Genomic DNA, 26,350 nt, shown 5'->3' on the forward strand with positions numbered 1-26,350 from the left:
TCAGGCTCCTCGCACGACAGGCTCGCTGTCATGAGCGGCAGTCGCGCTGTTGTCGTCGGCAGGCGCATCCGCGGCCATGGCAGCGGCCGGCGCGGCCGCAGCTGGCTTGGGCGCCACCGGTGCCGGGAAGGCGGCGTCATTGAGCTTCAGCTCACGCTGGCCCCAGACGCCGGCACGTCCCGGTGCACGACGCAGGAAGTCGCGCGTGATATCGGCGGTGATCGCCAGCTTCTCGGCGATGACCTTCTCGGCCAGCGCCGGGAAGGCCTTGTCGGCGACCAGCTGTTCGATATCGGCCACGATGCGTGCCGGGTCGAAGTTCTCGATGTCCTGCACGCTGTCGCCGAGACCGAAGTCACGCATGATGCCCGGCGCCTTGGGGCCACAGTAGGACAGCGCGTAGACCGGCGTGCCGGACATCAGCGCGAAGATGACCGAGTGGAAGCGGGTGCCGACCAGGAACTGGGCATCGCGGTAGAGATCGACCAGCGCGTCAGGGCTCGGGTCGCCCTGCACCAGTTCGACACGCGTGGCGAGGTCTTCACCGCCCGCCGTGGCCAATGCCTTCTGCAGATGATCGAACACCAGCTGGGAGATGCGCTGGTCATTCTCGATATCAGTCGGGCCCAGCACGTGCGGTACCACCAGCAGGCGCTCGATGCCCAGACGCTCGCGGGATTCCAGCAGTGAGCGCGACAGCACCTCGACACGCTCGGCGAAGGCTTGCTGATCCAGCCCCCACCAGTCACGCAGGGTGATCACGGCGTACGGCGAGGTCACGCCATTCGGCGCCTTGACCGCGGCATGCTCATCGCTGGCACGCGGGGCCATGGCGAAGGCCATGTCAGTGCCCAGCAGCGCGTGCGGCAGCTTCGGGTCGGCCTTCTGGGTCATGGCGTGGGTGATTTCCTCACGCGACACCACCAGGCAATCGCTCAGGGTGCGCAGGAAGAAGCGCTCCTGGGCCGGAGTCTTGAACGGGCCGAAGGAGTGCCCCAGCAGCAAGACGCGCTTGCCGGCCTTGCGGGCCAGCATCACCGGCGCCAGATAGCCGATCAGCGCCAGCCACGAGGACAGCGTCTTCTTGAAGCTGCCGTTGTGGAAGATATGACCACCCTTCACAACCACCAGGTCCGCGGCGTCGATGATGTCGTTGCCACTCTTGCCCTGCTTGCCGAACATCATCTTGGCGCCCAGGCCAAGCAGCGAGGTCACGAAACGCAGCTTGTCACGCATCGGCGGCATCAGCGGCTGGCCGACGGTGACGCGTTCACGGTAGCGGCGACGAATATGGCGGAACGGGCCGCGCTCGGTGGCGAACACCTGATCATCGATGGGCAGGATGTCGATGCGGTGGCCTTCGGCCTTGGCCACACCGGCGCCGGAGACATCGCTGCGGCCCTGTTCGGCATCGATCAGCTGATCGAGGAAGTCGATGGTGCCCATCAGGATGGCGGAGTCGCCCTTGTTGTCGTCATGCCATCCGTGCGTCATGCATATCTTGGCCATGCTGTTCGTCCTTCTGTCCGTAATGTCGCGATTCGAACGCGCGATGCCTGAGGGCTGTGTCTGCATGCCCGGCATCGCCGTCATGTCATCAACCGGAAGGCACAGATGCTGACCTTCCGATTCCTGCTGCGCTCGTGAAGCCCGGTCAGGCACTCGCCGCAGCGTTGTCTTCGTGTGCCTTGCCGCCGCGGGAGAGTGATGGCTGAAAGAGGATAGCCATCGCCAGCATCACCACTTCGGCGGCGACCGGCACACACAGGAAGAGGCTGTAGAGATCGACGCCCAGGAGGCTGCCGGTGTCGCCGGGCGCGTTGCCCAGCGAGTGATTGAGCGCCGCGATCGCAAGGCCCCCGCCGACCACCAGCGTGGCGCCGGTGCTCTGGCACAGCAGGCGCTTGCCGTTGAGGCGCAGCGCGGCCAGACGCGTGAAGGCGCAGGTGACGAAGGCGTGCACCAGATAGACCAGCGCGAAGGCGCGCAGCGTCAGGGTCAGGCGCGGGTAGGCGCCGCTCAGGAAGTGTTCCGCCAGCCACGGCGCGATCAGCGCCAGCCCTCCCGCCACCGGCAGCGCGAAGCCACTGGCGATGGCCAGGTACTCCTTGAGGCGCGCATCACCGTGGGTCAGCTTGGGCAGGTAGTAGCGATACAGGCTGGTGGGGAAGACATAGAGCGCGAACACGATGGAGGTCACCACCGAGACACTGGCCACCTGAGCGGGCGCAAATGCCAGCCCGGCCAGAATCACCCAGGCCTGCAGGTAGGCGAACGACATCAGGTTGTTGTAGAGAAAGCCGCGACCGCGCGCGAAATCGGCCTTGCTCGGCAGGCGACGCTGGCCTGCACCCTCTTGACCCACGCCCTCATGGCCAGCCGCCGCGTCGGCCTCGGCCCGGGCATCCGCTAGCGCATCACGTGACAGCCACATGCCCAGCGCCATCACGATGACCAGCGCGATGGCGCTGACCATCACGAAGGTCGGCACCGGCGCCAGGCCGAACATGCCGGCGGGGGTGGTCAGGTCAGCGCTGAACTCGGCGCCGGTCACAAGCTCGACGCCCTGATGATAGAGCGCCGGCCCAGCGGCGCAGGCGACGGCGATCGCCACCGCCAGCGAGATCAGCACCGTCATCAGATTGACGCGACCCAGGCGCTCCTGACGCTGCAGGCGCGAGTTGATCATCTGCAGGCCGACCTGCTCCGCCGCGGCGCGCAGCGCACAGAAGGCGAAGATGAAGGCCGACAGGCCCAGCAACGGCGCGATGCCGACGGCGAAGCCGATCGCCAGCAAGGCATACAGCGAGATGCCGACGCCCATCCAGCGGCGCAGTGCCGACGCGCTGGCGCCATCGCGGGTGACCAGCAACACCTCGTTGCCGCCCATGCGCGCCAGTACGCCCAGCAGTACCGCGTAGTTGAGGGCCAGCGCGTATTCCCCGAAGGCCTCCGGCGCCACGGCACGCGCCAGCAGCAGGCCCGCGGCGGAGGACAGGCCGCGCGCCATCAGATTGAACAGCGAGAAGATCAGCGCTTCGCTCATGACTGGCCTCCGTTGCCGACGACCAGGGCTTCATCGCTGAGGAAATAGAACTCGTAGTTGTTCAAGAAATCGTGGTCCTGATTGCCGGCCGCCACCTTCAGCGACATGAAGAACAGCGCCATCATCAGCACGCCGCTGATCAGGCTGGGCAACAGCTTGTCGCGGAAATGCTCGATCACGTCACAGATGACGAAGATGGCGAACGGCAGGAAATAATAGCTGGCACGTGCCACATGCTCACCGTAGGTGATGAACAGGGTGTAGAGCGCCACGCCGATGAACATCAGGTTGAAGGCCCAGGGGTCCAATGACAGGCGGAAATGCTTCCACAGCACCAGGGTGCCCAGGCAGATCAACAGGTAGATGACGTAGAGCTTCTCGCCACCGCCGGAGAAATCCTCGAAATAATGCGCATAGAGGCCCAGCGCGCTGAGAATGCTCTTGGCCAGCGGCCCGGCCACGAAACACAGTGGCAGCAGCCCCAGGTAGAGCCAGAACGGGTAGGCACGGCGCAGCAGCGGATAGATCACCAGCAGGGGCAGATACAGTGCCAGGGTGTAGTGAAAGCTGGTGCCGACGAGCATCAGCACCAGCGCTGGCAGCCGCATGCCGCGCTCCAGACACGCCATCGCCAGCATGAACAGCGCAATCGCCACGTGCTGCTTCACGAACCCGAAGGCCGACAGATAGATCAGCGGCAGGCAGACGAAGAACAGCAGGCACCAGGCCAGATTGCGACGGCTCATCACCAGTGCCGAGACGAAGCACGACACGTAGAGGATGGCGGTGATGATGAAGAACAGCTGCGGCTCGCCCCAGGCCCGCGCCATGCGTGCCAGGGCAGCAGGTGCGGGCTCGAGAAAGCTCAGGTCGACCTGCCAGGTGGCCATCTGGCGGTACGAGAAGTAGTCGTACCCTGCGTCGTAACGCAATGCCATGAACGCCAGACACAGCCCACCGGCCAACCAGGCACCCACCATGCGGGTGCGCTCGTTGGCGGCCAGCGGCAGGATTGCCACCAGCAGGGCCATGAAGCCGACGTAATAGCCACTGACGGTCAGCATGCTCAGCGTGCCCCGAAGCCGGTCAGCATGGTCTTGATGGTACGGCCGACGATCAGCAGGTCGAGCCACACGGAGAAGCGCTTGATGTAGTAGAAGTCGTGCTCGAGCTTCTCGCGGGTCTCGTCGGCGTCAGAGGCGTAGCCCTGAGTGACCTGTGCCCAGCCGGTGATGCCCGGACGCACCACGTGACGGTAGTTGTAGAACGGAATCTGTTCGGCGAATTCATTCACGAACTTGACCTGCTCTGGACGCGGGCCGATCAGGCTCATCTCGCCCTTGAGCACGTTGATGAACTGCGGCAGCTCATCGATGCGGGTCTTGCGGATCACGCGACCGATACGGGTCACGCGCATGTCATTGGCCTGGGCGAACTGGGCGCCGGTCTTCTCGCTGTCGTGGCACATGCTACGGAACTTGAACATGCGATACGGACGACCACCCTGGCCGACACGCTCCTGGACGAAGAACACGCCACCCGGCGAATCGAGGCGGATCAGCACGGCGGTCACCAGGCAGATCGGCAGCACGAGCGGTGCCACGGCGAGCACGGCCAGCATGTCGAACAGACGCTTGAACAGCTCATATTCACTGTTGGGGGCCAGCTGACCGAAGCTGTTCTCACGCACCTGATCGAGTTCGACACGGCCGGTCAGCGACTCGCGGACTTCGCTGGCGTCATAGACCGGAATGCGATGCAGCACGCAGTTGGCCAGGAAACGCTGCCATTCTGCCGGCATCTCGGCTTCCAGATCGGCGACCACGCCGTTGTAGCGCTCTTCGCCCAGGTCCGGCGCGCGCATCAGGTTCCAGCGTGCCCCACGGGTGGTGAACAGGCTGCGATAGTCACCGAAGGGCACCACGGCCAGCTTGCGGATGCGGGTGCGCTGCTCGGCCCAGAAGCCGATGGAGCAGATCAGCATCGCCGCAAGCCAGGAGCTGCCGAGCACGATGCGGCTGAAGCGCAGATCCAGCGCGATCAGCACGCTCATCGCCAGCAGATAGCTGATGGTGATGGCCGGCAGCACGTAGGCGAAGGCCTTGGCGCCGGGGTAGCGCGACATGTGACGAATCGCCTGCAATGCGAGCAGGAAGCCGCCGCTGGCGGCGATGACACTGTGCATGCGCATCTCGCTGACCCACGGGCGCAGGCCATTGATCAGCAGCAGCGGGACACCCACTGCCAGAATCAGACCGACGATGGCCTGACACAGCGAGTTGAACATCAGTCGCTCGTACATGCGGGAGTGGCGCTGACGCCCTTCCAGCCCGGAGCTTGCATGGTTCGTCGTGGTATTCATATGCCGTTACCCCCTTGGCTTGCGTTCGTGTTGTGGTTCCGTTCATCACGCTCGGAGCCGCTGGTGCCGTCGCTCGACGGCGTGCTACCCGATGCTTCACCCGTACTGCCTCGGCTCTCGCCTCGACTGCCGATCCCCACTGCCAACGAGGCACGCAGTCTCAGACATCGGGTTCGCGGGCTCTAATGCAAGTGGCCGCTAACCCTTGGCGCCACCCTGGTACTGATAATCGTGATAGCTGTAGCCGTAGCTGTAGGTCGTGGTGGCCTTGCGCTCGACGGCATTGAGAATCGCGCCATCGACGTGCACGCCACTGGAGGCGAAGCGCTCCAGCGCCGCTTCGATTTCCTTGGGCGAGTTATGCATGAAGCGCGTCACCATCACGCTGACACCGCACTGCTTGCCGACGATGGCGGCATCGGTGACGGCCAGGATCGGCGGTGTATCGACGATGACCATGTCGAAGTTGGCGCTGGCCCACGTCAGCAGGTCGCTGAAGCGTGACTGCAGCAGCAGCTCCGACGGATTGGAGGGCGAGGTGCCGCGTGCCACGTAGCACAGGTTGCTCGGCGCGCCATTGGCGGCCACCCCTTCGCCAAGCGCCGCAGCGGTGGTCTCGGACATCGCCAGACTCGGATCGGTGATGCCACGCACGATGCTGTCGCGGTCGGCCTTGCCGAGCAGGAAGTCGCTCAGGCCCGGTGCGGCGTCGCTGGGCGAGACACCCGCCATGCTCTGGTGGACATGGCCACGGCGCATGTCGGCATCGATGACCAGCACCCGATTGCCGGCCTGGGCACAGACGGCGGCCAGGTTGGCGGACACGAAGCTCTTGCCGATGCCCGGGCTCGGGCCACAGATCATCAGGCGATTGTCGGGGGCTTCCATCATCGCGAAGTGCAGGCTGGTGCGCAGACCGCGCAGGCCCTCGATGGAGAGATCCGCCGGGTTGCGGATCGCCAGCAGTCCCGGCGCGACGTTGTCATTGGCCGCTGTTGCGACACCGCGACCGGTGAAGCGCTTGAAGCCACGCGCCAGACGACGATTGAGGCGTGCCTGCTCTTCGGAGAGCGGCAGGGTCGCGTGGACATTGAGGCCCAGGTCGGAAAGCTCCGACGGCGTCTCGATACCGCGATGCAGCATGGAGCGCAGCAGCACGAAGACCACCCCGAGCATGCCGCCCAGCAGGGTCGCGATCACCACGATCATCGCCTTGCGCGGGCTGATCGGATGCGGCTGTGCGACGGCCTCGTCCAGAATGCGGATATTGCCGATGGTGCTGGCCTGGGCGATGTTCATTTCCTGGGTCTTGTTGAGCAGCTGCACGTAAATCTGCTGATTGACCTCGACTTCACGCTCCAGACGCAGGATTTCCTGCTGGGTGTCCGGCAGGTCACCGACCTGCTTCTCCAGCTCCTTGCGGGTCTGCTGCAGGTCCGCACGCTTCTTGCGCAGCGCCACGTAGTTGGGGTGACTGGGGTTGAACTTGCCGGACAGCTCCGCTTCTTCCAGCTGGGTCTCGTTGATCTGATTGTCGATATTGACCAGCTGCTCAAGCACCGACTTGGTCTCGAGATCCAGATTCACGCTATCGCTCTTGCCGCGATAGGCATTGAGACGGTTCTCGGCCACTTCGAGGCGCTCACGCACCGTCGGTACCTGCTTCTTGAGAAACTCGAGCGACTTCTCGGCTTCGGCGGACTGACGCTCGATGTTCTGCTGCTGGTAGGTATCGGTGATGCGCTGCAGGGTCTGCTGGGTGCGCAGCGGGTCTTCGCCGACCAGCGCCAGGCCCAGCACACCGGTTTCCTTGCCCATCTCGGCCACCGCGAAGCGCGAACGCAGCGCGTTGGTCGCTTCCAGGGTCGACTGATGCATCAGCGTGAATTCAGCGCCCCTGGCCGCGTCCAGTGCGCTGACCTTGAGCGTCACCTCGCCCAGCGGGCCATCGAAGCGTGAGGCTTCGCCAACCACACCGGTGCCCAGCGCATCGCCGTCGTACTGCAATTCGTACTCACCGCCCTCTCCCAGCGACACCAGCGTCAGCGGCACATTGTCCCAGGCCGCCGGCACTTCGAGGCTGGCCACGTCGATCGACTCGCCTGCCCAGACCATGCTGGACCCGGCAAGCCAGCTCGGACGCGCAAATTCGTGGGTGCGCAGGAAGGTGCCGATCAGCGGGTACTGATACGGCTTGACCACCAGATCCAGCTGCTCCTTCTTGACCGTCTCGCCCAGCACCAGGCGTGAGGTGATGATCTGGATCTCGGACTCGGATGGCGGCGCCTCGCCACGCAGCAGGCTGGAGACATCACGCAGCGGGTTCATGTTGCCGCCGCCCTCCTCGACCTGCACCAGCGCATCTGCCTTGTAGATCGGAGTGGCCAGCAGCGCGTAGAGCACCGCCAGCACGGTGAAGGTGCCGGTGATCAGCGCCAGCGTCAGACGGCTGTCATACAGCTGGCCCAGCATGCGGCCGAGATCAAGACTGGTGCGCGCGGGCACGCTTGACGACTCGCTGGCCGAGGCCTGACGCGTGGTGTGGGAATTGCGGTTCGACATCGTTGGGTCACTCTCCTGGTGTCCTGCCCGGCCACGGCGGTGCCGGGCAGGGACGCCTTGACGACCCCTCGCCTTACTGGCCGAGGGTATCGAGGTTGTCCTGGATTTCGGTGCTGTAGTAGATGGAACTCACCGTCGGCAGCAGCTGGGTGATCACACGGTTCCAGCGCGAGACCGGTGCGGCGGTGACATAGACGACGTCCTGCGGCTTGAGGCCGAAGTCCGCGCCCAGAATCAGCGCCGTGGAATTGCGCGCATCCAGCTGATAGACGGTGGCCAGCTTCTCGGGGTCTTCACGATCACGACGGATGACGAAGATGCCCGACGCATCGGCGGAGTTTTCTTTGATGCCGCCGGCACGCGCGATGGCATCGGTCAGCGAGATCGGGCTTCTGCCCAGCGGCAGGCTGATGGACTTGTCCACCTCGCCCATCACGAACACCTTCTGGGTACCGACGTCCGGCACGTAGAGGGTGTCGCCATCCTTGAGCAGGCGATCATTGCCCGCCTCATCGTTGGCACCATTGCGCTCGGCCAGCAGCTCATAGAGGGAGATGGTGGTCTCTTCGCCATTGCGCTTGAGCACCACGTTGTGCCAATCGGCGTCTTCGGACAGACCGCCCGCCGCCGCGATGGCGTCCAGCAGGCTCAGCGGCACATCGCTGATCGGCTGCACGCCGGGAGACTGCACCTCGCCGGTAATCCGCACCTTCTGGCTGCGGAAGGCGGCGACCTTGACGTCGATCTGCGGCGCATTCAGGTAGGGCTGCAGCTTCTCGCCGAGATCACGGCGAATCTGGTCCAGCGTCATGCCACTGACCTTGACGCGACCGACATAGGGATAGAACAGCGTGCCATCGGCGTGCACGACGTTGCCGGCTTCCTGCGCACTGCGCTCGGAACCCGTCGGCAAGGTCAGCTCGGGATGGTCATAGACGATGATGGTCAGGATGTCGCCGGGGCCGACACGGTACTGATAGTCCGGTGCCAGGCTGGCGCGCGTGCTGCTGTTGAGCTCCTGGGCCAGCGCCTTTTCAAGCTCACGACGCTGCTTGTCATCGCCACTGGATTGGCGTGATTCGGCGTCTGCGCGCGCTTGGGCCTTGATCAGGCCAAAGGTGATCGGTTCCACATCGACGATGTCGTCCACCGGCGCAGCGCTGGTGTCGTAGTCGATGTTGCCACCGGGGGCGAAGACGCACCCGGCGAGCCCGGTGAGGGCGCCGATGCTCAAGCTGGCGCCCAGAAGTCGTGCTATCAGTGCATTTTTCATCTGAAGTCCGTTGAGTCGACAGGCCCGGTGACCCGGCACCCCAGTGCCATGATCATCGCGCCTTCCCCCGCCGCACATGGCCGCCGGGATGGATTCGATAACGTCTTCAGTTCCTGCTGCGTCATGCGTGTCGCCGGCCTTGCCTGGCTGTCACGCGGCTGCCGAGGGTGGGCCCTCGTGCATTTAGGTACCGGACCCTGGCGGTCTCGGCGTCTTGGGACTGGTTGCTGCGACCTCATTCACGCTGCGCCAGTGTGACCCGCAACGCTTACAGCGATATTTCCGCCATATGAATCATGCACATGGCTTGTCATATCCCGCCGTCATCCCCAGTTAGAATGTAGGCGTATCGTTCAAGATACTCAGAACACGACCCTGAACCGCAACCGACGATGCTCAGACGGAAGGTGCATTCAATGTGCTTTCCACTTGCGGCTCTGACACCACTCTCTGCCTGGCGGCCTTCATGCCACTCTTGCTGTCATTTGGGCAATATCTTCAGCGCCATTGCAGAGCAAACTTTCTGTAGTTTTTTTACCGAAATGCGGCACACCTCTTTCGACCACAGCCCACGACCCATGGAGCTGCCAGAGGATCTGCCGATGAATCAGTAATACCAATGCCGTGGCATCGCCGTGCATTGGATCACGCCATTCGTGGCGTTTTTGGCAAGGTGACCAAACCCTGTCTGCCGTGCATTTTACCTGATACACGCCTCCCGCCAATCAGCGCTCTGTTACAAAAATCCAATAAAAACATTGGTTTGTAGCGCCACAAGTACGCTCGATGTCGCCACTTCCACGAAAGACGCGTTGCCGATGACAGACACCACGAGCCCCATTTCGTCGGCAATGCGACACACTCAAGCGCAGGATTCCAGTCGCCACGCGGACCCCGTCTGGCGTAGCGCCCGGTGGAACATCGACAGCCACGTCGCCAATCATCCACACCCCAATTACTCTTTTTTACATAAATAATCCTCAAGCGATCAACGCGAATAATACGCAAGGCTTCATGCTAGACAGTTCACATATTCTCGTTAACATGAGCCTCGCTTTGCCACGACTCATCGGCTTTGTGTCTGTGTGGAGAAGGACTTCCTGCATCAACCGCTCTGCGGCTGACACCTGACAGGACTGTCAGGCGCAGACAGCAAGGCGCAACGATGAATTTCGGCAAGCGCATGACCAGGGAATACGGTCATGACAGGAACACCTCAGGACGAGGTCGCGCCACGGAGGATGCCAGGGATGGTGTCAGGGACGGCGCTCTTCTCCTCTATCGATATCTTCAGCAGCAGGTTGGATGATCGCCAGCATCTGCTGGCAGCCTCGACGCCGATGCCTCAGTCCTTGAGTCATCACATCGTGGTCTGACATCCCTTCCTGGTCGGCTGACCGCCGACAATGCTCATCAAGGAGAGTTATCCATGCGCAAGACACATCTCGGAGCCATCATCGGCCTGACAGGTGCCCTGCTTCTCGCTGGCAATGCCATCGCGGAAGAAGAAGCGCCTCAGGGTGCGACTGGCACTATCGGTACGACCGGCACGACTGGTACGACTGGGACTACCGGCACGACTGGGACTACCGGCACCACTGGGACTACCGGCACCACCGGCACGACTGGGACTACCGGCACCACTGGGACTACCGGCACCACTGGGACTACCGGCACCACTGGTACGACCGGCACGACTGGGACTACCGGCACTACCGGCACGACTGGGACTACCGGCACTACCGGCACGACTGGTACCACCGGGACGACCGGCACCACTGGCACGACCGGCACCACTGGCACTACCGGCACTGTGCCGACAGGTAGCGCAGCCGGCACCGGTACTGCCAGCCAGAATGCCACCGGCAGCGTGACGCCGAGCGCCAGCAGCGGCAGCGTCGCTGCAGGTGCGGCCACCGGCACTGTCGGCGGCGGAACTGGCACGACCGGTACCACCGGGACAACCGGCACCACTGGTTCAACCGGGACTCGCTGATGAAGACGGCACGTGCGACGCAATGCTTCACGTTCTCAAGCCCTGCGCGGGGCGCGGCGGCTACCTCGGTGGTCTCCCGTGTCCTGCGCAGCAGGTCGTTGGCGGCATTCGGCACCCTTGCGTGTCTGGTGTCGCTTTCCGGCTGTGCCCAGATCGTCTCGAGCTCGCTCGGTGACGTGATGGGCAAGGACGAGTTTGACGCCACACGTGCCAGCGAGCTGCCCTATGCCTCTCTCAAGCTGAAGCATGCCAACAGCACCGCGCTGGTGGTTCTGGCGACGCTGGAAGGCAATGGGCGCATTGCGCGTTTCGAGAGTCGCGACCGCGGCATCCTCGAATTGCGCGATGGCGTCCTGTCTGCCACTTCAGGCTTTGCGCGTGATGTGGCAGACAGGCGTGAGCAAAGTACTACCGGGCGCGCTCTGGCGCGTCCGGCCTGGTTGATGGCCAGTGGCACGACCTATCAGGTCAGTGTCAGTGCGCTGTCCCCCTACCCGCGTCGGCTGGAGCGTCAGGATGCCGCCTCCACCGGCAGCCAGCGCCAGGACGACGTCGCCGTGATGCAGGTACACGAGGCCACGGCGCGACTCGAATGCGAGGCCGCCGCCCCCTATTCGCTGCCGCTGGCAGAACTGCCGCTGCAGCACTGCCGCGAGATTCTGAGCTGGGACGACGGCAGCACCACGCGCAATGACCTGTGGCGCGACGAGAATCGCGTCTGGGCGGCCGACATGACGGCCTGGCCCGATGGCCCGCGGTTCGGTTGGGAGGTCGCCAAGGCATGGTGATCCCCGTCTTCTCATCGCTGGCCCGTCTGTCATCACTGGCCCGTCTGAACAGCGCCGCCCGCCTGCTACCGCTCGGGCTGAGCACACTGCTGGCCGCGCCCCTGGCGAGCGCCGATGACACCCCGCTGCCGTTCAGTGCCGCGAGCACGCCGCTGGCCAGTCAGGTGCTGCAGGCGCAATGGGATGGCCTGGCGCCGTCAAAGGCGCTGGATTGGCGCTACAGCTTCGTCAGCACGCCGCTGATTCGCCAGCAGATGGCCGCGCGGGCCAACCGCATCAGCGCCGAGCTCGAACTGATCGCGGCGCGCTACGCCGTCGGCGCGAAGGACGACAGCCCTCAGGCGCGTTACGCCGAGGCGTTGCAGGCCTGGCAGGCCTATGTCGAGCAGGGCCGCGCGCCGGACACTGACGCCGTGGTGGCACGCCTGCCGGGTCAGCTCGACCCGCGCCGCGACATGCGCGACGGCCCGCAGGCGATCCGCATCGCCCCGGGCATGGTGGTCGGTGCCTGTCAGGCGCCGCGCAGCGTGGTGATTCTGGACGCCACCGGCGTTCACGAGCGCAAGTGGACGCCCAATCTCAGTCTGGACGCGCTGATCGATGAGCGCGCCGCTGCCGGCGGCATCGGGCCAGCCGTCGAGGCCAGCCTGGTGACGCCACAGGGCCAGGTGCTGACCCGCCCGGTGGCGAGCTGGAATCGTCTGACCAGCGGCGATGCCGACCTGCCCGTTGCCCCCGGCGCCAGCGTGGTGATCAGCACGCCGGGCATCGACACCGCGCAGCAGTGGGTGAACGAGGCGCTACCGGCCTGGCTTGCCAGCCGCCTGCCGGGCCATGCCTGCCAAAGCTGGCAGCTGGACGCCGCGAAGCTGCCGACGTCCCCGCGCTAGCCGACGAGGCTGCCCCGGCGCAGCACACTGCGCCTGACCGCGAACCCAATCCCTTATTCACGTACGTGAGCCGCTGGCTTGCGTGCATGCGAGACGCCCATGTCGAGTCCTTTTCGCCCTGCCAATCACGTTACGCACTCACGCCCCGAGCAGCGCCCTGCCCTGGCACGCAATGGCTGGCTGGCACTCGGCATGGCGGGCGGATTGCTGGGCGCGCAGATCGCCCATGCGGCGACCGGCGAATCCCAGAGCGACTTCGGTGGCGTGGGCCTGATGCAGACGCCCACGGCGCGTTTTGCGCCCCAGGGCGAATTGAGCTTCACCTACAGCCGCACCCAGCCCTACAAGCGGTTCAGCGTCAATGCGGCGCCCTTCGACTGGATGGAACTGGGCTTTCGCTATGTCTCGGTGGAAACCGTCAGCTATGGCGCGGCCGCCCCGGACCGCGACTACCTGGATAAATCCTTCGACACCAAGTTCCGCCTGCTGCAGGAAGGCCGCTATCAGCCCGAAGTCGCGGTGGGCCTGCGAGATCTCGGCGGTACGGGCCTGTTCAGCTCCGAGTATCTGGTCGCCAGCAAGCGCTACGGCGACCTCGACTTCAGCCTGGGCCTCGGCTGGGGCTATCTGGGTACGCGTGGCGACTTCAGCAATCCGCTGGCAGTGGTGAGAAGCAGTCTCGAGACGCGCAGTGACTCGACCAGCGATGACGGCGGCGACTTCCAGCTCGGCAGCATGTTCAGCGGCAGCCCGGCCGTCTTCGGCGGCATCGAATACCAGACGCCCTGGGACCCGCTGACCCTGATGCTGGAATACGAAGGCAACGACTACTCCGACGAGCCACTGACGGTGGAGATCGAGCAGGACTCGCCGGTCAATCTGGGCGCGACCGTCAAGGTCAATGACAACCTGTCGCTGCATGGCGGCTGGGAGCGAGGCAACACCGCCATGCTGGGGCTGTCACTGTCGACCAATCTGGCCGGGCTCGCCCAGGCCAAGGACGACGGCACGCCGGAAGCGGTCGCCCCCAGCACCCACAGCCGTTATCGCAACGACCAGACACCCGAGGCCTTCCGCGTGCGCTCGCTCAACGCGAACGCCTCCTCGGGCACGGCGCCCTCCGCCTCCACCGCCAGCGCTGCCCAACCGGCAGGCGTGGCGGCAGAGCCGTCAGCGAACAGAGAGCCATCAGCGTATGAAGAGCGTTCAGCGGGTAAGGAGCCATCAGCGCATGGAGAGCCGTCAGCGAATAAGGATCAGCAAGGCCGTCTGCTGACACTCGACTCGTTCGGCGGCGCGCCCGCGGACTCCCCGCTCGAGCCGGGCGCAGCTGACGGCCCAGAGGCAGAAGATCTCCCGCGCCTTGCCGACGTCGACTGGGACGCGCTGGCCGATACCCTGCGCGCCCAGAGCGGCCTTGAGGTGTCACAGCTGCGGGTCGAGGGCGACACCCTGATCGTCGAGGCCGAGGCGACGCGCTTCCGTGATGACCTGCAGGCCGAAGGCCGCGCCAACCGCGTGCTGCATAACCGCCTGCCCGCCGAGATCACCACCTTCCGCTATCGCCTGAGCAGCAATGGTCTGGCGCTGCGTGAAGATGAGCATCCGCGCCAGCCCTTCGTGGCCGCCGCCAATGACCGTCGCTTCGGCGCCGAATACGAGCACTCCATCACCGCCCATGCCGCCTCGCCTCATAGCTCAGACGAAGAGACACGCCAGGCGACAGGGGATGGCGTCAAGCTGGCACGCGAGCCGTTCGGCTTCAGCTGGGGCTTCTCGCCGAGCCTCAAGCAGAACTTCGGCGGCCCCGATGGCTACCTCTATCAGCTCAACCTGCAGCTGGACGCCCTGTGGCGCACCGACCGCAATGGCTGGTTCACCGGCGTGGCGTCCTATCAGCTCGCCGACAACTTCGACAGCTACGAGTACATCGCCGATTCCGAGTTGCCGCGCGTGCGCACCTACGTCGGGGAATACATCAAGGAAACCGACCTGGGCATCACCAGCCTGCAGTACAACCGCACCCATCAGTTCGGGCGCGACTGGTACGCCCAGGCCTACGGCGGCATTCTCGAGATGATGTATGCCGGGGTCGGCGCCGAGCTGCTCTATCGCCCGATGAACAGCTCGCTGGCACTGGGGCTGGACATCAACCGCGTCCGCCAGCGCGAGTTCGACCAGCAATTCGGCCTGCGTGACTACTCGGTCACCACCGGCCACGCCACCGCCTACTGGCAGTCCGGCTGGCACGATGTGCTGGTCAAGGGCTCGGTGGGGCGCTATCTGGCCGGTGATGTCGGTGCGACGCTGGACCTGTCGCGCAGCTTCTCCAACGGGGTCAGCGTCGGCGCCTGGGCGACCCTGACCGATGCCGGCGATGACTACGGCGAGGGTAGCTTCGACAAGGGGCTCTACGTCAGCATCCCGCTTGATGCCTTCTTCACCACCTCCAGCAAGGGCAGCACCGGCTTTGCCTGGGCACCGCTGACCCGCGATGGTGGCGCACGCCTCAACCGCCGCTATCAGCTGTATGACATGACGCGCGATCGTGATCCCGAGACTTACTGGGAAGGCATCGACAAGGTCTACAAGTAATCCGTGCGTGAGTGTGTTTCACTGCCGGCTGAAGCGTGCCGATGTTGGCGCCTGACTCACTGTGGCTGACCCTGACCCGATGAATATTCCGATTACCGACGTCTCGCCGGCCACTGCCGGCGCTGCGACACCCGCCAATCACGAGATCGCCTGCAGCAACTGCCAGGCCTGCTGCTGCCGGCTTGAGGTCATCCTGCTCACCGATACCGGCGTGCCGGACTACCTGATCGACGAGGATGAATGGGGCGGCGAAGTCATGCGTCGCCTCGACGATGGCTGGTGTGCCGCCGTCGACCGCGAAACGCTGATGTGCACCATCTACGACCGCCGGCCGCAGCTGTGCCGCGATTACGAGATGGGCAGCCCGGAATGCGAAGACGAGCGCCTGGAAAACGGCCTCGATCAGTAGGCCGCCTGCCAGCGCTCGTCCTGGTTGTTTCTCCCAAACACCCTGCCTGTGGTTGTCTCTCCCAAGCGCCCTGCCTGATGTGCGATCAGGCAGTGGCGTCCGGCAGCGATGGGGCCGCTCCTGCAAGGTTTTGGCTTGGCTCGGGTGCCGTGCGCATGGCGCGCATATGCCCCTTCACCTCTACCTCGCGATGCCAGCTCAGCGCCTGCTCCAGACAATGTGGCGTATGGCCGCCACGCTGGCACGCCTCCTCGAAGTAGGCGCGCAGCGCAGGGCGATAGCTCGGGTCCGAGCAGCTCTCGATCACCTGCACCGCCCGCTCGCGCGGTGCCAGACCGCGCAGATCCGCCAGCCCATGCTCGGTGACCAGGATGTCGACATCGTGCTCGGTGTGGTCCACGTGGCTGGCGAACGGCACCACGCTCGAGATATCACCGCCCTTGGCCAGTGACTTGGTGATGAACACCGACAGCTGGGCGTTGCGCGCGAAATCGCCGGAACCGCCGATACCATTCATCATCCGCGTGCCGCAGACGTGGGTGGAATTGACGTTGCCGTAGATATCGAATTCCAGCGCCGTATTGACCGCGATCACGCCGAGGCGTCGCACGATGCCCGGATGATTGGACAGCTCCTGCGGGCGCAGGATCAGGCGGTCACGATAGCGCTCGAGGTCCTTCCACAGCGTGCGGCCACGCTCCTCGGTGACCGTGATGGAGGAGCCGGAGGCGAAATCGAGCTTGCCGGCATCCAGCAGATCGAAGGTGGAATCCTGCAGCACCTCCGAGTACATGGTCAGGTGCTCGAAGGGCCCTTCCTTCAAGCCACTCATCACCGCATTGGCCATGCTGCCGATGCCCGCCTGCAGCGGCAGCAATGCCGGTGTCAGACGCCCCAGCGCGACTTCCTGCTTGAGCAGTTCGACCAGATGGCCCGCCATGCGCTGGGTGCCGTCATCCGGCGGCGTGCAGGTCGAGGGGCTGTCACTGCCGCGGGTCAGCACGATGGCAGCGATTCTGGCGGGGTCCATCGGGATATACGGCGTGCCGATGCGCGAATCCGGCGCGACCACCGGAATCGGCTGCCGGCTGGGGCGCATCTGCGGAATGTAGATGTCGTGCAGCCCTTCAAGCGCCGCCGGCGACTCGAGATTGAGCTCGATGATCACCTTGTCGGCGAGAATCGCATAGCTGGCCGAGTTGCCCACCGAGGTGGTCGGCACGATGCCGCCATCGGCGGTGATGGCGCTGGCCTCGATCACCGCGACATTCATGTCGCTCAGCTGATGATTGCGCAACAGCTCCACCGTCTCGGAGAGGTGTTGGTCCATGAACATCACTTCGCCGGCGTTGATGGCCCGCCGCAGCACCGGGTCGACCTGAAACGGCATGCGCCGCGCCAGCATGTGGGCGTCCGCCATCTGGCCGTCGAGGTCATTGCCCAGCGAGGCGCCGGTCATCAGCGTGATGGAGAACGGCTCGCGGCGCGCCTTCTCGACCAGCGCCAGCGGCAGGGCCTTGGCCTCCCCCGCCCGCGTGAAGCCACTCATGCCCACCGTCATGCCATCGTGAATCAGTTCGGCGGCCTGGCTGGCGCTCATCTGGCGCGACTGCCAGTCAGGCCAGCGGCAGCGACGCGCGACCTCGGCGTGCTGCTCCGGGGTCAGCTCGCCGACCTCCATGCGCGCCAGCAGCGAGAAGACCTCGCTTGATTCAGCTGAAGCGGCAGGCGCGGCTGATGCCTCGGGAGATGGGGAGGCTGGCGCATGCTCTGCGCAGACCGCCTGGGCATGAGGCGTGACACTGGAGCGAGAACCGGATGAAGACACGACGGCAGAACCTCCTGATAGACAAGACACCACGAAATGAGCAAACAAGGCGCTGGCAAGACGCTGACCAGACCCAGCATAGCCAAGCCTGAAATAGCCAGGTCTGTAATAACCAAGCCTGAAATAGCCAAGGCTGTAATAAACAGGTCTGTAATCACCAGGCGCTGGCTTTCAGCATCCCACGCAGTACGCCGCCCCCGCATCAGGCCTTGGTCGCAAGGCGGCGGCAGCGGCTGGAACCAGGCGGTGCACAAAGGGCGACGCAGCACGCGGCGCAGATGGCGGCGGCGAGACACGAAAAAGCCCGCTCATGAAGAGCGGGCTTTCGGGAGTCGCAGATGACGACGCGAGGCGTTACACCATGCTGTCGAAGTCCATGTTGTCGAAGCTTTCCGGCGCATCGGCGTAGCCGTAGAGCGTGTTGCGACGCTGCAGGCGGAATTCACCCAGCAGCTGCTCGTAGCGGCGCGGCACCTCGGCATTGTCACGCGTGACGATGTAGAGGTTCTCGTAGACGGCTTCGGTCAGCGGCATCTCGCGCACCTGACGCTGCCACGGCGAGGTCTCCAGCACCGTGCGCGAGACGACGGTGAAGCCCAGACCACGCGCCACGGCGTCCAGCACCATGCCGATATCGTTGGTGAAGCCCTGCTGCGGGAAGTGGCTCATGGAGCGGAATTCGCCGGCGAAGTTCTCACGTAACAAGGCACTGGCATTGTTGACGCCATCGGCGTAATTCATGAAGCCCAGCGCCATCAGCTCGTTGAGGCTGTTGCCGGCGAAGTCGGCGGGCACCACCAGGCACAGCGGCTCCTGATGCCACAGCTCGAAGTTCAGGTCCGGATGCTTGACCGGCTCGGTGACGATGCCCAGGTCGAAGCGACCCGCCAGCACGTCCTGCACGATCTCGGAATTGAAGGCGAAGCTGTAGCTGACCGTCAGCCCCGGGTGCTGCTGCTGATAGCCCAGCGTGAACGGGTAGAACATCAGCCCGACGCTAGAGGGGCTGGCCACGCGACATTCGCCGCTGTCAGGGGAGTCATCATCCAGCGAGTGCATGAACTGGGTGTGCTCGGCGAACAGCTTGATGGAGTAGTCATAGCAGCGACGCCCCGCTGCGGTCAGCGAGAACTTGCGTCCCTGGCGATTGAGCAGCGAGCGGCCCAGATACTGCTCCAGCTTGCGAATATGCTGGCTGACGCCGGGCTGGGTCATCTCCAGCTTGCGCGCGGTATGGGTAAAGCTGCCGGTCTCCACCAGTGTGATGAAGGTACGAAAATACTGGGCGTTGAACATGAAGGCACTGACCACTCACGAACGGGGGACGCGACTCGGCGCATCGTGTTGCCGGCGACGACCTGCATGACGCAACTGCCATGTCTGCACAGGTGCCACCGACCCGCAAAGCACATGATTCTACCAGAGCTGGCCGCCATGCGCAGCGCTGCGCCCCGCCACTCTCGCGTGTTAGCATCATGGACAATGCCAGCTGCCACCTTGGCTGCGTCTGCCGTGTTCAACGCCACGGCGACGCGCCAGGGCCCGGCGCTTTACCCCTGTCCTGGCCAATCTTCGGACTGGCCCGAAACACGAGATGCTTTAGATGTCTGATGCTCTGGCTGCACGCGGCGAAGCCATTCACAAGGCGCTGCTCGCCATGGAAAGCGACTGTGCCGAAAATGACCTGTTCCCGCTGGGGTACATGATTCCCCAGGTGGAACTGGTGCTGGAAAACGCCGATTACGATCCCGAGGATGTGGTCGCGGAAGACTTTGACGCCACCTTTGAAGAGTGGATGCAGCACGCCTTTGCCCAGGACAGCATGAGCGTGGACGACCGCGAGCGCATTGCTGAACTCTGGGCAGAAGCCCGGAAACGCGCCCAGACCACCGTGGGCGCCTGACACAAGGAAGACAGTCATGAATTCTGTCACCAGCGAAGCGACGACCTATTCACGTGATGCCAGCTCCATGCTGGTCTCGACCATCATCTCGCCGGAAGGCAGCCTGGAAGTGCTCTCCCAGGATGAGGTCAATCGCCTGCGCGATACCTCCTCCAACGGGTTGCATGACATCCTGCGCCGCTGTGCGCTGGCCGTGCTCAACTGCGGCAGCCAGACCGATGACAGCGTCGCGGTGCTCAACGCACACAAGAATTTCGAGATCGAGGTGCTGCAGCAGGACCGCGGCATTCGCCTCAAGCTCGACAATGCGCCCGGCGATGCCTTCGTCGACGGCAAGATGATCCGCGGCATTCGCGAGCATCTCTCCAGCGTGTTGCGTGACATCGTCTATGTGGCCAACGAGATCCAGAACACTCCGCGTTTCGATCTCACGACCACCGAAGGCACCACCAATGCGGTGTTCCATATCCTGCGCAACGCCGGGGCGCTGAAGTCCTCGCGTGAGCCGAGTCTGGTCACCTGCTGGGGTGGGCACTCCATCAACCGCGAGGAATACGAGTACACCAAGGACGTGGGTTACCACCTCGGCCTGCGTGATCTCGACATCTGCACCGGGTGCGGCCCGGGTGCCATGAAGGGCCCGATGAAGGGCGCCAACGTCGCGCACGCCAAGCAGCGTCGCACGGAAGGTCGCTATCTGGGCATCTCGGAGCCGGGCATCATCGCCGCCGAATCGCCCAACCCGATCGTCAATGAACTGATCATCATGCCGGACATCGAGAAGCGCCTTGAAGCCTTCGTGCGCACCGCACATGGCATCATCGTCTTCCCGGGCGGCGTGGGCACCGCCGAAGAGATTCTCTATCTGCTCGGCATTCTGCTGCACCCGGAAAACAGCGAGCTGCCGTTCCCGGTCATCTTCACCGGCCCGGCGTCCAGCGCCGAGTACTTCAAGCAGATCGACGAGTTCATCGCCTACACCCTGGGCGAGGAAGCGCGCTCGCGCTACACCATCATCATCGACAATCCGGTCGAGGTGGCACGCACCATGCGCGGTGGCATCGACGAGGTGGCGGAATTCCGTCGCCAGCATCAGGATGCCTTCTACTACAACTGGCGCCTGCATATCGCCCCGCACTTCCAGCAGCCCTTCGCGCCGACCCACGCCAACATGTCGGGCCTGGCGCTGCACCGCAACCAGCCGGTGCATGAACTGGCGGCCAACCTGCGTCGTGCCTTCTCGGGCATCGTCGCCGGCAACGTCAAGAAGGAAGGCATCGAGGAGATCGAGCGCGACGGCCCCTTCCGCCTGACCGCCGAAGCCGAGCTGATGGAGCGTCTCGACGCCCTGCTCACCTCCTTCGTCGCCCAGGGCCGCATGAAGCTGCCGGGCAGCGATTACGTGCCCTGCTACACCCTGTGCAAGTAAATGGCCCGGTGATGGCACGCTGAGGCGTGTCGTCACTGCACAAGCCATCACAAGAACGCCCCGATCATCGCTGATCGGGGCGTTCTTGTTGGTAGGGAAGATCTTGCTGACAGGACCGCTAGTATCGAGGCTCAGCCTTCCTCACCACGACGGCGCTGCATCCACATGCTGATCACATGCGCCAGCAGGCCCAGCGTCAGGCCATCGACCAGCACCTCAAGCGCACCTTCCTGAGGGCGGTTGAGCATCGGCGCGGCAAAGTTGAACGCCGCCATCGCCGCGAGCCCCACCACCAGCCAGACCAGTAGACGACGCATCATCGTCGGCACCTTGGCCTTGGCGGTCTCTGACAGCTGGCGATAGATGTAGATGCCCAGCGCGCTGACGGCGACGGCAAAGCCGACGATCAGCATCAGACGCGTATTCTCGCCACTCATCAGGAAACGCGGAATATTGGCGACCATTACCACCGCCAGACCCGCCAGCACGGAGACGCGCTGCGGCGTCAGGTTGCGGGCACGCGGATGATCAGGATTCAGTTTCGGCATGTGAAGCAGTCTCGATGAAAGAACGGACAACAGAAGAAGCAGGCGGCGGGCCAGCCCACCGCCGCAGGATCAGGCCGTGGCCGGCAGGGTCGGAATCCAGCTCTCGACCCACGGCAGCGCCGCGTCGTCGGCCATGAAGGTTTCCATGGCGTCGATCTCGAGGCGCTCGCCGTGACGCGTGGCGCCAAGGTCGGCCAGGCGCTCATCCAGATGACGCCCCGCGCCACAGTAGGTCTCGCCGTAGGAGCTGTCGCCCAGGGCGATCAGACCATAACGCAACCAATCCAGCGCCGGGGACTCGGCAGACAGCGCATTGAGGAAGCCGGTCAGATTGCCCGGCACATCGCCACTGCCGGTGGTGGAGGTGACGAACAGCGCCAGATCAGGGCGCGCGTCAGTCAGGTCGGCCAGTATCGGCTGGTCGAACACCTCGACCGTGTAGCCGGCCTGCTCGAACAACGGCTGAACCTGCTCGGCCACATCCAGTGAACCGCCATACATCGTGCCGACAAAAATCTTCAGAAGCGCCATGCATCCTTCCTTATTCGAACGATCACCCGCCAGTGGCGGGAACGTGAGTGCAGTGCGAAGAGTCGCGCAGACGCTCTCCGACATTTGGTCGCGATGGTAGCACAGCGCGCCTGCGAGACGCAGGCGGGCCTGGTGCGATGAATCGATAGCACCGCGTGGCCGCGAGACGCAGGACGCAGGCGGGCCTGGTCCGATGAATCGATAGCACAGCGTGGCCGCGAGACGCAGGCAGCACTCAGCAGGAGCTGGCAGCCCCGCCCTTCTGTGCGCCCCACAAACGAAACAGCGCCACCGTGAAGAACACGATGGCGCTGCGAGGGTCTTGCCAGTGAAGCATCCTGCGTTGCGAGCCTGGATCACGACCGCTGGCGATGAATCCCTGTCAGGTGCGAACTTGCGGGCTCAGAGCCTTCTGATCAGAAGCGGTACGCCACTGACAGACGCACGTCACGCCCCGGGCTGGTGATGGCGCCCGTCGTGATGCCGCGACGATCGTTGGGTTCCAGGAAGTAGGTGTTCTGGTCGGTATATTCCTTGTCGAACAGGTTGTAGATACCGGCCGTCAGGGTCAGGTCCTGCATGTCACGCGGCACCCAGCTGGCGTAGACATCGTGCGTGGCGTAACCGGCGCGCTCGCTCTGATCATCCGGCAGGTCGGTGAGGCGCTCGTAGGCGGTCACGGTCCAGCCGATCGTCATCTGCGGGTCAACGAAGGTGTAGCGGTTGTCCAGGCTCCAGCGATCACCGGTCTGGTTGCCCAGGCCCATGTCGTCGACCACGGTCTCGCCCTGATTGTCTTCCAGGTCCATGGTCAGATAGCCCAGCGTCATGTCCCAGCCGCCGATGCCGTAGGTGGCACGCGCCTCGACACCCTTGCTGGTGACGATGCCTTCCATGTTGTAGATGGTGGTTTCGCTGCCGACGGTCTCATCGGTGATGTAGTTGTCGAAGTGGGTATCGAAGTAGGTGACTTCCAGGCCAGCGCGGTCACGCTGGGTGAGGAGGTCATTGCCCTTCCAGCGCGCGCCGACTTCGGTGCTGCGCGAAGTCTCGGCCTCGAGACCCGGCTCGACGGTCAGCGTCTCGCCGACACCGACGCCATCGTCGGCCAGGATGGCTTCACGACCCTTGTTGCCGCGCACTGCCGTGGAGTAGCCGGTGAACAGCTCGACACCGCCACCGACACGCCAGTTGAGGCTCGCGTTCGGGCTGACATCAGTGTCATCCAGCGTCTCGCCATTGGCATATTCGGTCTTGTAGTCATCGACACGCGCGCCGAAGGACAGGTCCACCGCGCCCAGCGTCATGCGGTGCTGGGCGTAGAGCGCGAGGTTGCGGGCCTTCTCGTCGAAGCTGCCGGTGCTGGATTCGTCGTAGACGTAATCGCTACCCAGCGTCAGACGGTTGTTCATGTCCTCGGGGCCGAAACGGAAGGTGTTGTTCAGGTCACCGCCGTAGCTCTCGACATCCGCGTTCAGCTCAGCGCCGGTGGAGACAGTGGTGCGATCCAGCTCGGTCTTGGTGTGGAAGACGTTGGTGTGCACGTCCACCAGACGCGAGCCCGGCTCATAGTCATAGTTGGCGGTATAGGTGTCGCGGCTCAGCTCGGTGTCGACCTTCACGTTGTTGAACGGCTGACATTCCATGTTGGGACGCGTGCAGTAGATGCCGCTGTCCTCGTTGTGCTCGGCACTGATGCGCAGGCTGTGCGCGCCCTGGTCGAGCAGGCTGAACTTGCCGAAGTAGCTGCGCTGATGGCCGCCGGTACCTTCCTCTTCATCACCGCCGCCGGTGCGGTAGTCATCGCTGTTGCGTGCGCTGGTCGAGAACAGCAGGCCCGCGTTCGGCGCGACTTCACCGTAGACGGACAGCGTGCCCTTGACGGCATCTGCCGCGGACTCGGTGCTGCCCTTGACCATGCCGCCGAAGGTCTCACCCGGCTCGAGCAGGTCCTGGGCATCCTTGGTGACGAACTTGATGCTGCCGCCCAGGGCGTTGGGGCCATTGTCGGCGGCGCCCGGTCCGGCCTGGACTTCGGCGCGCTTGAGCAGCTCCGGCTCGATGTTGAAGCTGGAGCTGTGGTGGAACAGGTAGCCGTTCTGGCTGGCACCATCGACGCTGATGTTGAGGTTGGTGTCTTCCAGACCGCGTACGTAGATCATCTCCGACGAGGCGGTGGTGCCGCCGACGGTGACGGACGGCGTATCACGGAACACATCCTTGAGATCATGCGCCTGATGCAGCGCGATCTCTTCGCTATCGATGACCGCGGTCGCGTTGAGGCGATCGTCCTCGATCTGCAGCGTGTCCATCTGCAGCGTCTCTGCATTGGCAGTACTGGCACACAGCAGCGCAATGGCTGCCACCAGCGGACGCGGAGTGAAAGCAGTGGCGCGGGAAGCGCTGGCTGCCACGCACGAAGAGAGGCGATCGGTCATGAGCGGAGGGTTCCCAAGATTAATAATAATAATGATTCTCTTTGCGAACGAGATAATGCACGCGTTTGCACATTTGCGTCATCAACACTTCCCGCAACGCCGCTCTGCAACTTCTGCAATCAGGCCGCGTCATTTCTCGCCTCTTGCAGCGCCAGATTGTGCCTCAACTGCCAAAAACGGCCCGATTTGCACACTTTTTCACCCGTGCAGCCACCAAATTCACTTTTTTATCACCTGTCTGTCATCAGATACGGAACCATCGCCAGCCACTGACGTCTTAGCCGACATGCCTCGACAAGTGCCTGGCCCACGCAAATTTCTCGCTTCACGGCAGGGTTTCATCCTGCGGAGATCGGATTTGCGCAATGCATGCGACTTTAGATGCAACACTACATCCAGAGTGATATAGTTAGCGTGCTCAGATTAAGGGCGCTTGCTGTCACGCCAAGGCAGTGCCCTGTCATGGCCTCGGCCCTGAGGATATCTGCAGCAGATGCAAGACCTGTCGCCGCGCGCTGAGGTGCTCGGCTGGCAGTGACGGTTGTTGATCGATGAGCGCGTCTTTGCCCGGGGCATCCCCCTGCGGCCTGAGGGGCACGGTCATCGACAGGCAATCCGTTGTGCAGCGACTGGCGCTGCAACGGGCCCGTTTGGCCCGTACAAGGTGGGTGTTTCCCTGACGGCACACCCCGACCCTCTGAACAACCGGACCTATTCGATGAGCGATATCGACGCCTACAACACCTTCCTGATGGTCGCAGACCTCGGCAGCCTGTCCCGCGCAGCAGAACGTCTGCGCCTGCCCAAGTCCACCGTCAGCCGTCGTCTCGACGCCCTTGAGGGCCGTTTCGGCACTCGCCTGGTCGAGCGTGGTCATCGTGGCATTCGCCTGTCAGAAGCCGGCGAGACCCTTTACCGATACGCACGCTCGATGGCCAATCTCGATGATGAAGCGCACCGCGCCATCGAAGACCGCCAGTCAGACCTCACCGGTACCATCCGTATCCACGCCACGCCGTCGCTGGGTCGTCACTTCCTGGGTCACGCGCTGACCAGCTTCCTGTCGGAACACGAAGGCGTCGATATCAAGCTGAAGCTGTGGCACAACGGCCGCGAGATTCTCGAGAATCAGCCGCACCTGGTGATCGGCTTCCCGCATCTGGCCGGCAGCACCCACGTCTTCCGCCCGCTGACCCACTGGCATCAGGCGGCCTACGCGGCCTCTCACGTCGAGAACCCGGAAGAACTGCCGTGGGGCGAGCTGGAACCGCTGGTGTCCGGCACCTCCCTCTCGCGTCACCCGGAAGACCCGCGCCCGAATCACATCCAGTCAGATGACCTCGAAGTCCTCACCGACTACGTGGCCGATGGCCTGATTCGTGCCGTGCTGCCGACCGACTGGGTCAACACCCTCAGCGAGCGCAACGGCCAGTCCTTCAAGCGTCTGGAATGCAGCGAGATCCCGCCGGTCGAGATCGGCATGCTGCTGCCGCGTGGCCCGATCCCGACCCGCGTGCGCATGCTCGCCGACTGGCTCGCCCGCGAGATCGGCAAGTCAGAGCCGGAACGCGTCACCGCCAAGGCCGCCCGCCGCACCGTCAGCGAAGCCGCCACCACTGCCGGTTGATTCAAGCTTTGCAACGCTGGCTCTCACCCTCGTGGTGACATGAATCAGCGCGGCACGCAGCAAAAAAGGCCAGCCCTCAGGGGCTGGCCTTTTGCGTTCTGGCTTGTCATGTTTAGCATGTACTG

General features: G+C 64.0%; 19 protein-coding genes. 7 read left to right on the plus strand and 12 right to left on the minus strand.

Annotated features, from left to right (window positions below; all coding sequences use genetic code 11):
* The 7 genes from LCW13_RS11540 to LCW13_RS11570 form a co-directional block, all read right to left on the minus strand.
* The gene (locus tag LCW13_RS11540; RefSeq protein ID WP_225346951.1) at positions 1–1,509 is read right to left on the minus strand and encodes a polysaccharide pyruvyl transferase family protein; all 1,509 of its coding nucleotides are present in this window, start codon (positions 1,507–1,509) and stop codon (positions 1–3) included.
* Between the two features lie 145 nt (positions 1,510–1,654).
* Positions 1,655–3,046, minus strand: coding sequence for a polysaccharide biosynthesis protein (locus LCW13_RS11545; RefSeq protein ID WP_225346952.1), 1,392 nt, complete (start codon positions 3,044–3,046; stop codon positions 1,655–1,657).
* Entirely contained in the window at positions 3,043–4,110 is a 1,068-nt protein-coding gene (locus LCW13_RS11550; RefSeq protein ID WP_107336356.1) for an EpsG family protein, read from the minus strand. Before LCW13_RS11550 ends, LCW13_RS11545 begins: the two co-directional genes overlap by 4 nt.
* A 2-nt stretch (positions 4,111–4,112) precedes the next feature.
* Positions 4,113–5,408 (minus strand): sugar transferase, encoded by a 1,296-nt coding sequence (locus LCW13_RS11555; RefSeq protein WP_225346953.1) that lies wholly within the window; start codon positions 5,406–5,408, stop codon positions 4,113–4,115.
* 198 nt (positions 5,409–5,606) lie between these two features.
* Entirely contained in the window at positions 5,607–7,970 is a 2,364-nt protein-coding gene (locus tag LCW13_RS11560) for a GNVR domain-containing protein (RefSeq protein ID WP_225346954.1), read from the minus strand.
* Between the two features lie 73 nt (positions 7,971–8,043).
* Positions 8,044–9,243, minus strand: coding sequence for a polysaccharide export protein (locus LCW13_RS11565; RefSeq protein ID WP_192837660.1), 1,200 nt, complete (start codon positions 9,241–9,243; stop codon positions 8,044–8,046).
* Between the two features lie 1,515 nt (positions 9,244–10,758).
* Entirely contained in the window at positions 10,759–11,187 is a 429-nt protein-coding gene (locus LCW13_RS11570; protein WP_225346955.1) for a hypothetical protein, read from the minus strand.
* A 51-nt stretch (positions 11,188–11,238) separates the two neighbouring features.
* On the opposite strand from LCW13_RS11570, the gene LCW13_RS11575 reads away from it, so the two are divergent.
* From LCW13_RS11575 to LCW13_RS11590, 4 genes are all read left to right on the plus strand, one after another.
* Positions 11,239–12,027 (plus strand): YjbF family lipoprotein, encoded by a 789-nt coding sequence (locus LCW13_RS11575; RefSeq protein WP_225346956.1) that lies wholly within the window; start codon positions 11,239–11,241, stop codon positions 12,025–12,027.
* Positions 12,021–12,917, plus strand: coding sequence for a hypothetical protein (locus LCW13_RS11580; RefSeq protein WP_225346957.1), 897 nt, complete (start codon positions 12,021–12,023; stop codon positions 12,915–12,917). Before LCW13_RS11575 ends, LCW13_RS11580 begins: the two co-directional genes overlap by 7 nt.
* 99 nt (positions 12,918–13,016) lie before the next feature.
* Entirely contained in the window at positions 13,017–15,512 is a 2,496-nt protein-coding gene (locus LCW13_RS11585; RefSeq protein WP_225346958.1) for a YjbH domain-containing protein, read from the plus strand.
* 79 nt (positions 15,513–15,591) lie between these two features.
* Positions 15,592–15,921: a YkgJ family cysteine cluster protein gene (locus tag LCW13_RS11590; protein ID WP_054556269.1), complete on the plus strand. Its 330-nt coding sequence runs from the start codon at positions 15,592–15,594 to the stop codon at positions 15,919–15,921.
* Between the two features lie 85 nt (positions 15,922–16,006).
* Here LCW13_RS11590 and LCW13_RS11595 read toward each other — a convergent pair whose 3' ends face one another.
* Together LCW13_RS11595 and LCW13_RS11600 are read right to left on the minus strand one after the other, a co-directional pair.
* A complete protein-coding gene (locus LCW13_RS11595; protein WP_225346959.1) occupies positions 16,007–17,749 on the minus strand; it encodes an acetyl-CoA hydrolase/transferase family protein in 1,743 nt (580 codons plus the stop codon).
* A 354-nt stretch (positions 17,750–18,103) separates the two neighbouring features.
* Positions 18,104–19,045 (minus strand): LysR family transcriptional regulator, encoded by a 942-nt coding sequence (locus LCW13_RS11600; RefSeq protein WP_043334148.1) that lies wholly within the window; start codon positions 19,043–19,045, stop codon positions 18,104–18,106.
* Positions 19,046–19,352: 307 nt separating this feature from the next.
* Here LCW13_RS11600 and LCW13_RS11605 point away from each other — a divergent pair, with 307 nt between their 5' ends.
* Positions 19,353–19,652 carry a hypothetical protein gene (locus LCW13_RS11605; RefSeq protein WP_043334118.1) on the plus strand — a complete coding sequence of 100 codons (300 nt, stop codon included), beginning with the start codon at positions 19,353–19,355 and terminating at the stop codon, positions 19,650–19,652.
* A 16-nt stretch (positions 19,653–19,668) separates the two neighbouring features.
* Positions 19,669–21,081 (plus strand): nucleotide 5'-monophosphate nucleosidase PpnN, encoded by a 1,413-nt coding sequence (ppnN, locus tag LCW13_RS11610; RefSeq protein WP_277876238.1) that lies wholly within the window; start codon positions 19,669–19,671, stop codon positions 21,079–21,081.
* Positions 21,082–21,212: 131 nt separating this feature from the next.
* Here the strand turns inward: ppnN and LCW13_RS11615 are convergent, their stop codons facing one another.
* From LCW13_RS11615 to LCW13_RS11625, 3 genes are all read right to left on the minus strand, one after another.
* Positions 21,213–21,629, minus strand: a complete 417-nt coding sequence (locus LCW13_RS11615; protein WP_052384630.1) for a hypothetical protein — start codon at positions 21,627–21,629, stop codon at positions 21,213–21,215.
* 69 nt (positions 21,630–21,698) lie between these two features.
* Entirely contained in the window at positions 21,699–22,160 is a 462-nt protein-coding gene (locus tag LCW13_RS11620) for a flavodoxin domain-containing protein (RefSeq protein ID WP_225346960.1), read from the minus strand.
* A gap of 416 nt (positions 22,161–22,576) precedes the next feature.
* Complete coding sequence (locus LCW13_RS11625; protein ID WP_225346961.1) at positions 22,577–24,598, minus strand: TonB-dependent receptor domain-containing protein; 2,022 nt, start codon at positions 24,596–24,598, stop codon at positions 22,577–22,579.
* Between the two features lie 718 nt (positions 24,599–25,316).
* On the opposite strand from LCW13_RS11625, the gene LCW13_RS11630 reads away from it, so the two are divergent.
* A complete protein-coding gene (locus LCW13_RS11630) occupies positions 25,317–26,225 on the plus strand; it encodes a LysR family transcriptional regulator (protein ID WP_043334115.1) in 909 nt (302 codons plus the stop codon).
* Positions 26,226–26,350: the final 125 nt, after the last annotated feature.

The sequence above is a fragment of the Cobetia amphilecti genome, assembly GCF_020217465.1.
Classification (GTDB): Bacteria; Pseudomonadota; Gammaproteobacteria; order Pseudomonadales; family Halomonadaceae; genus Cobetia; species Cobetia amphilecti.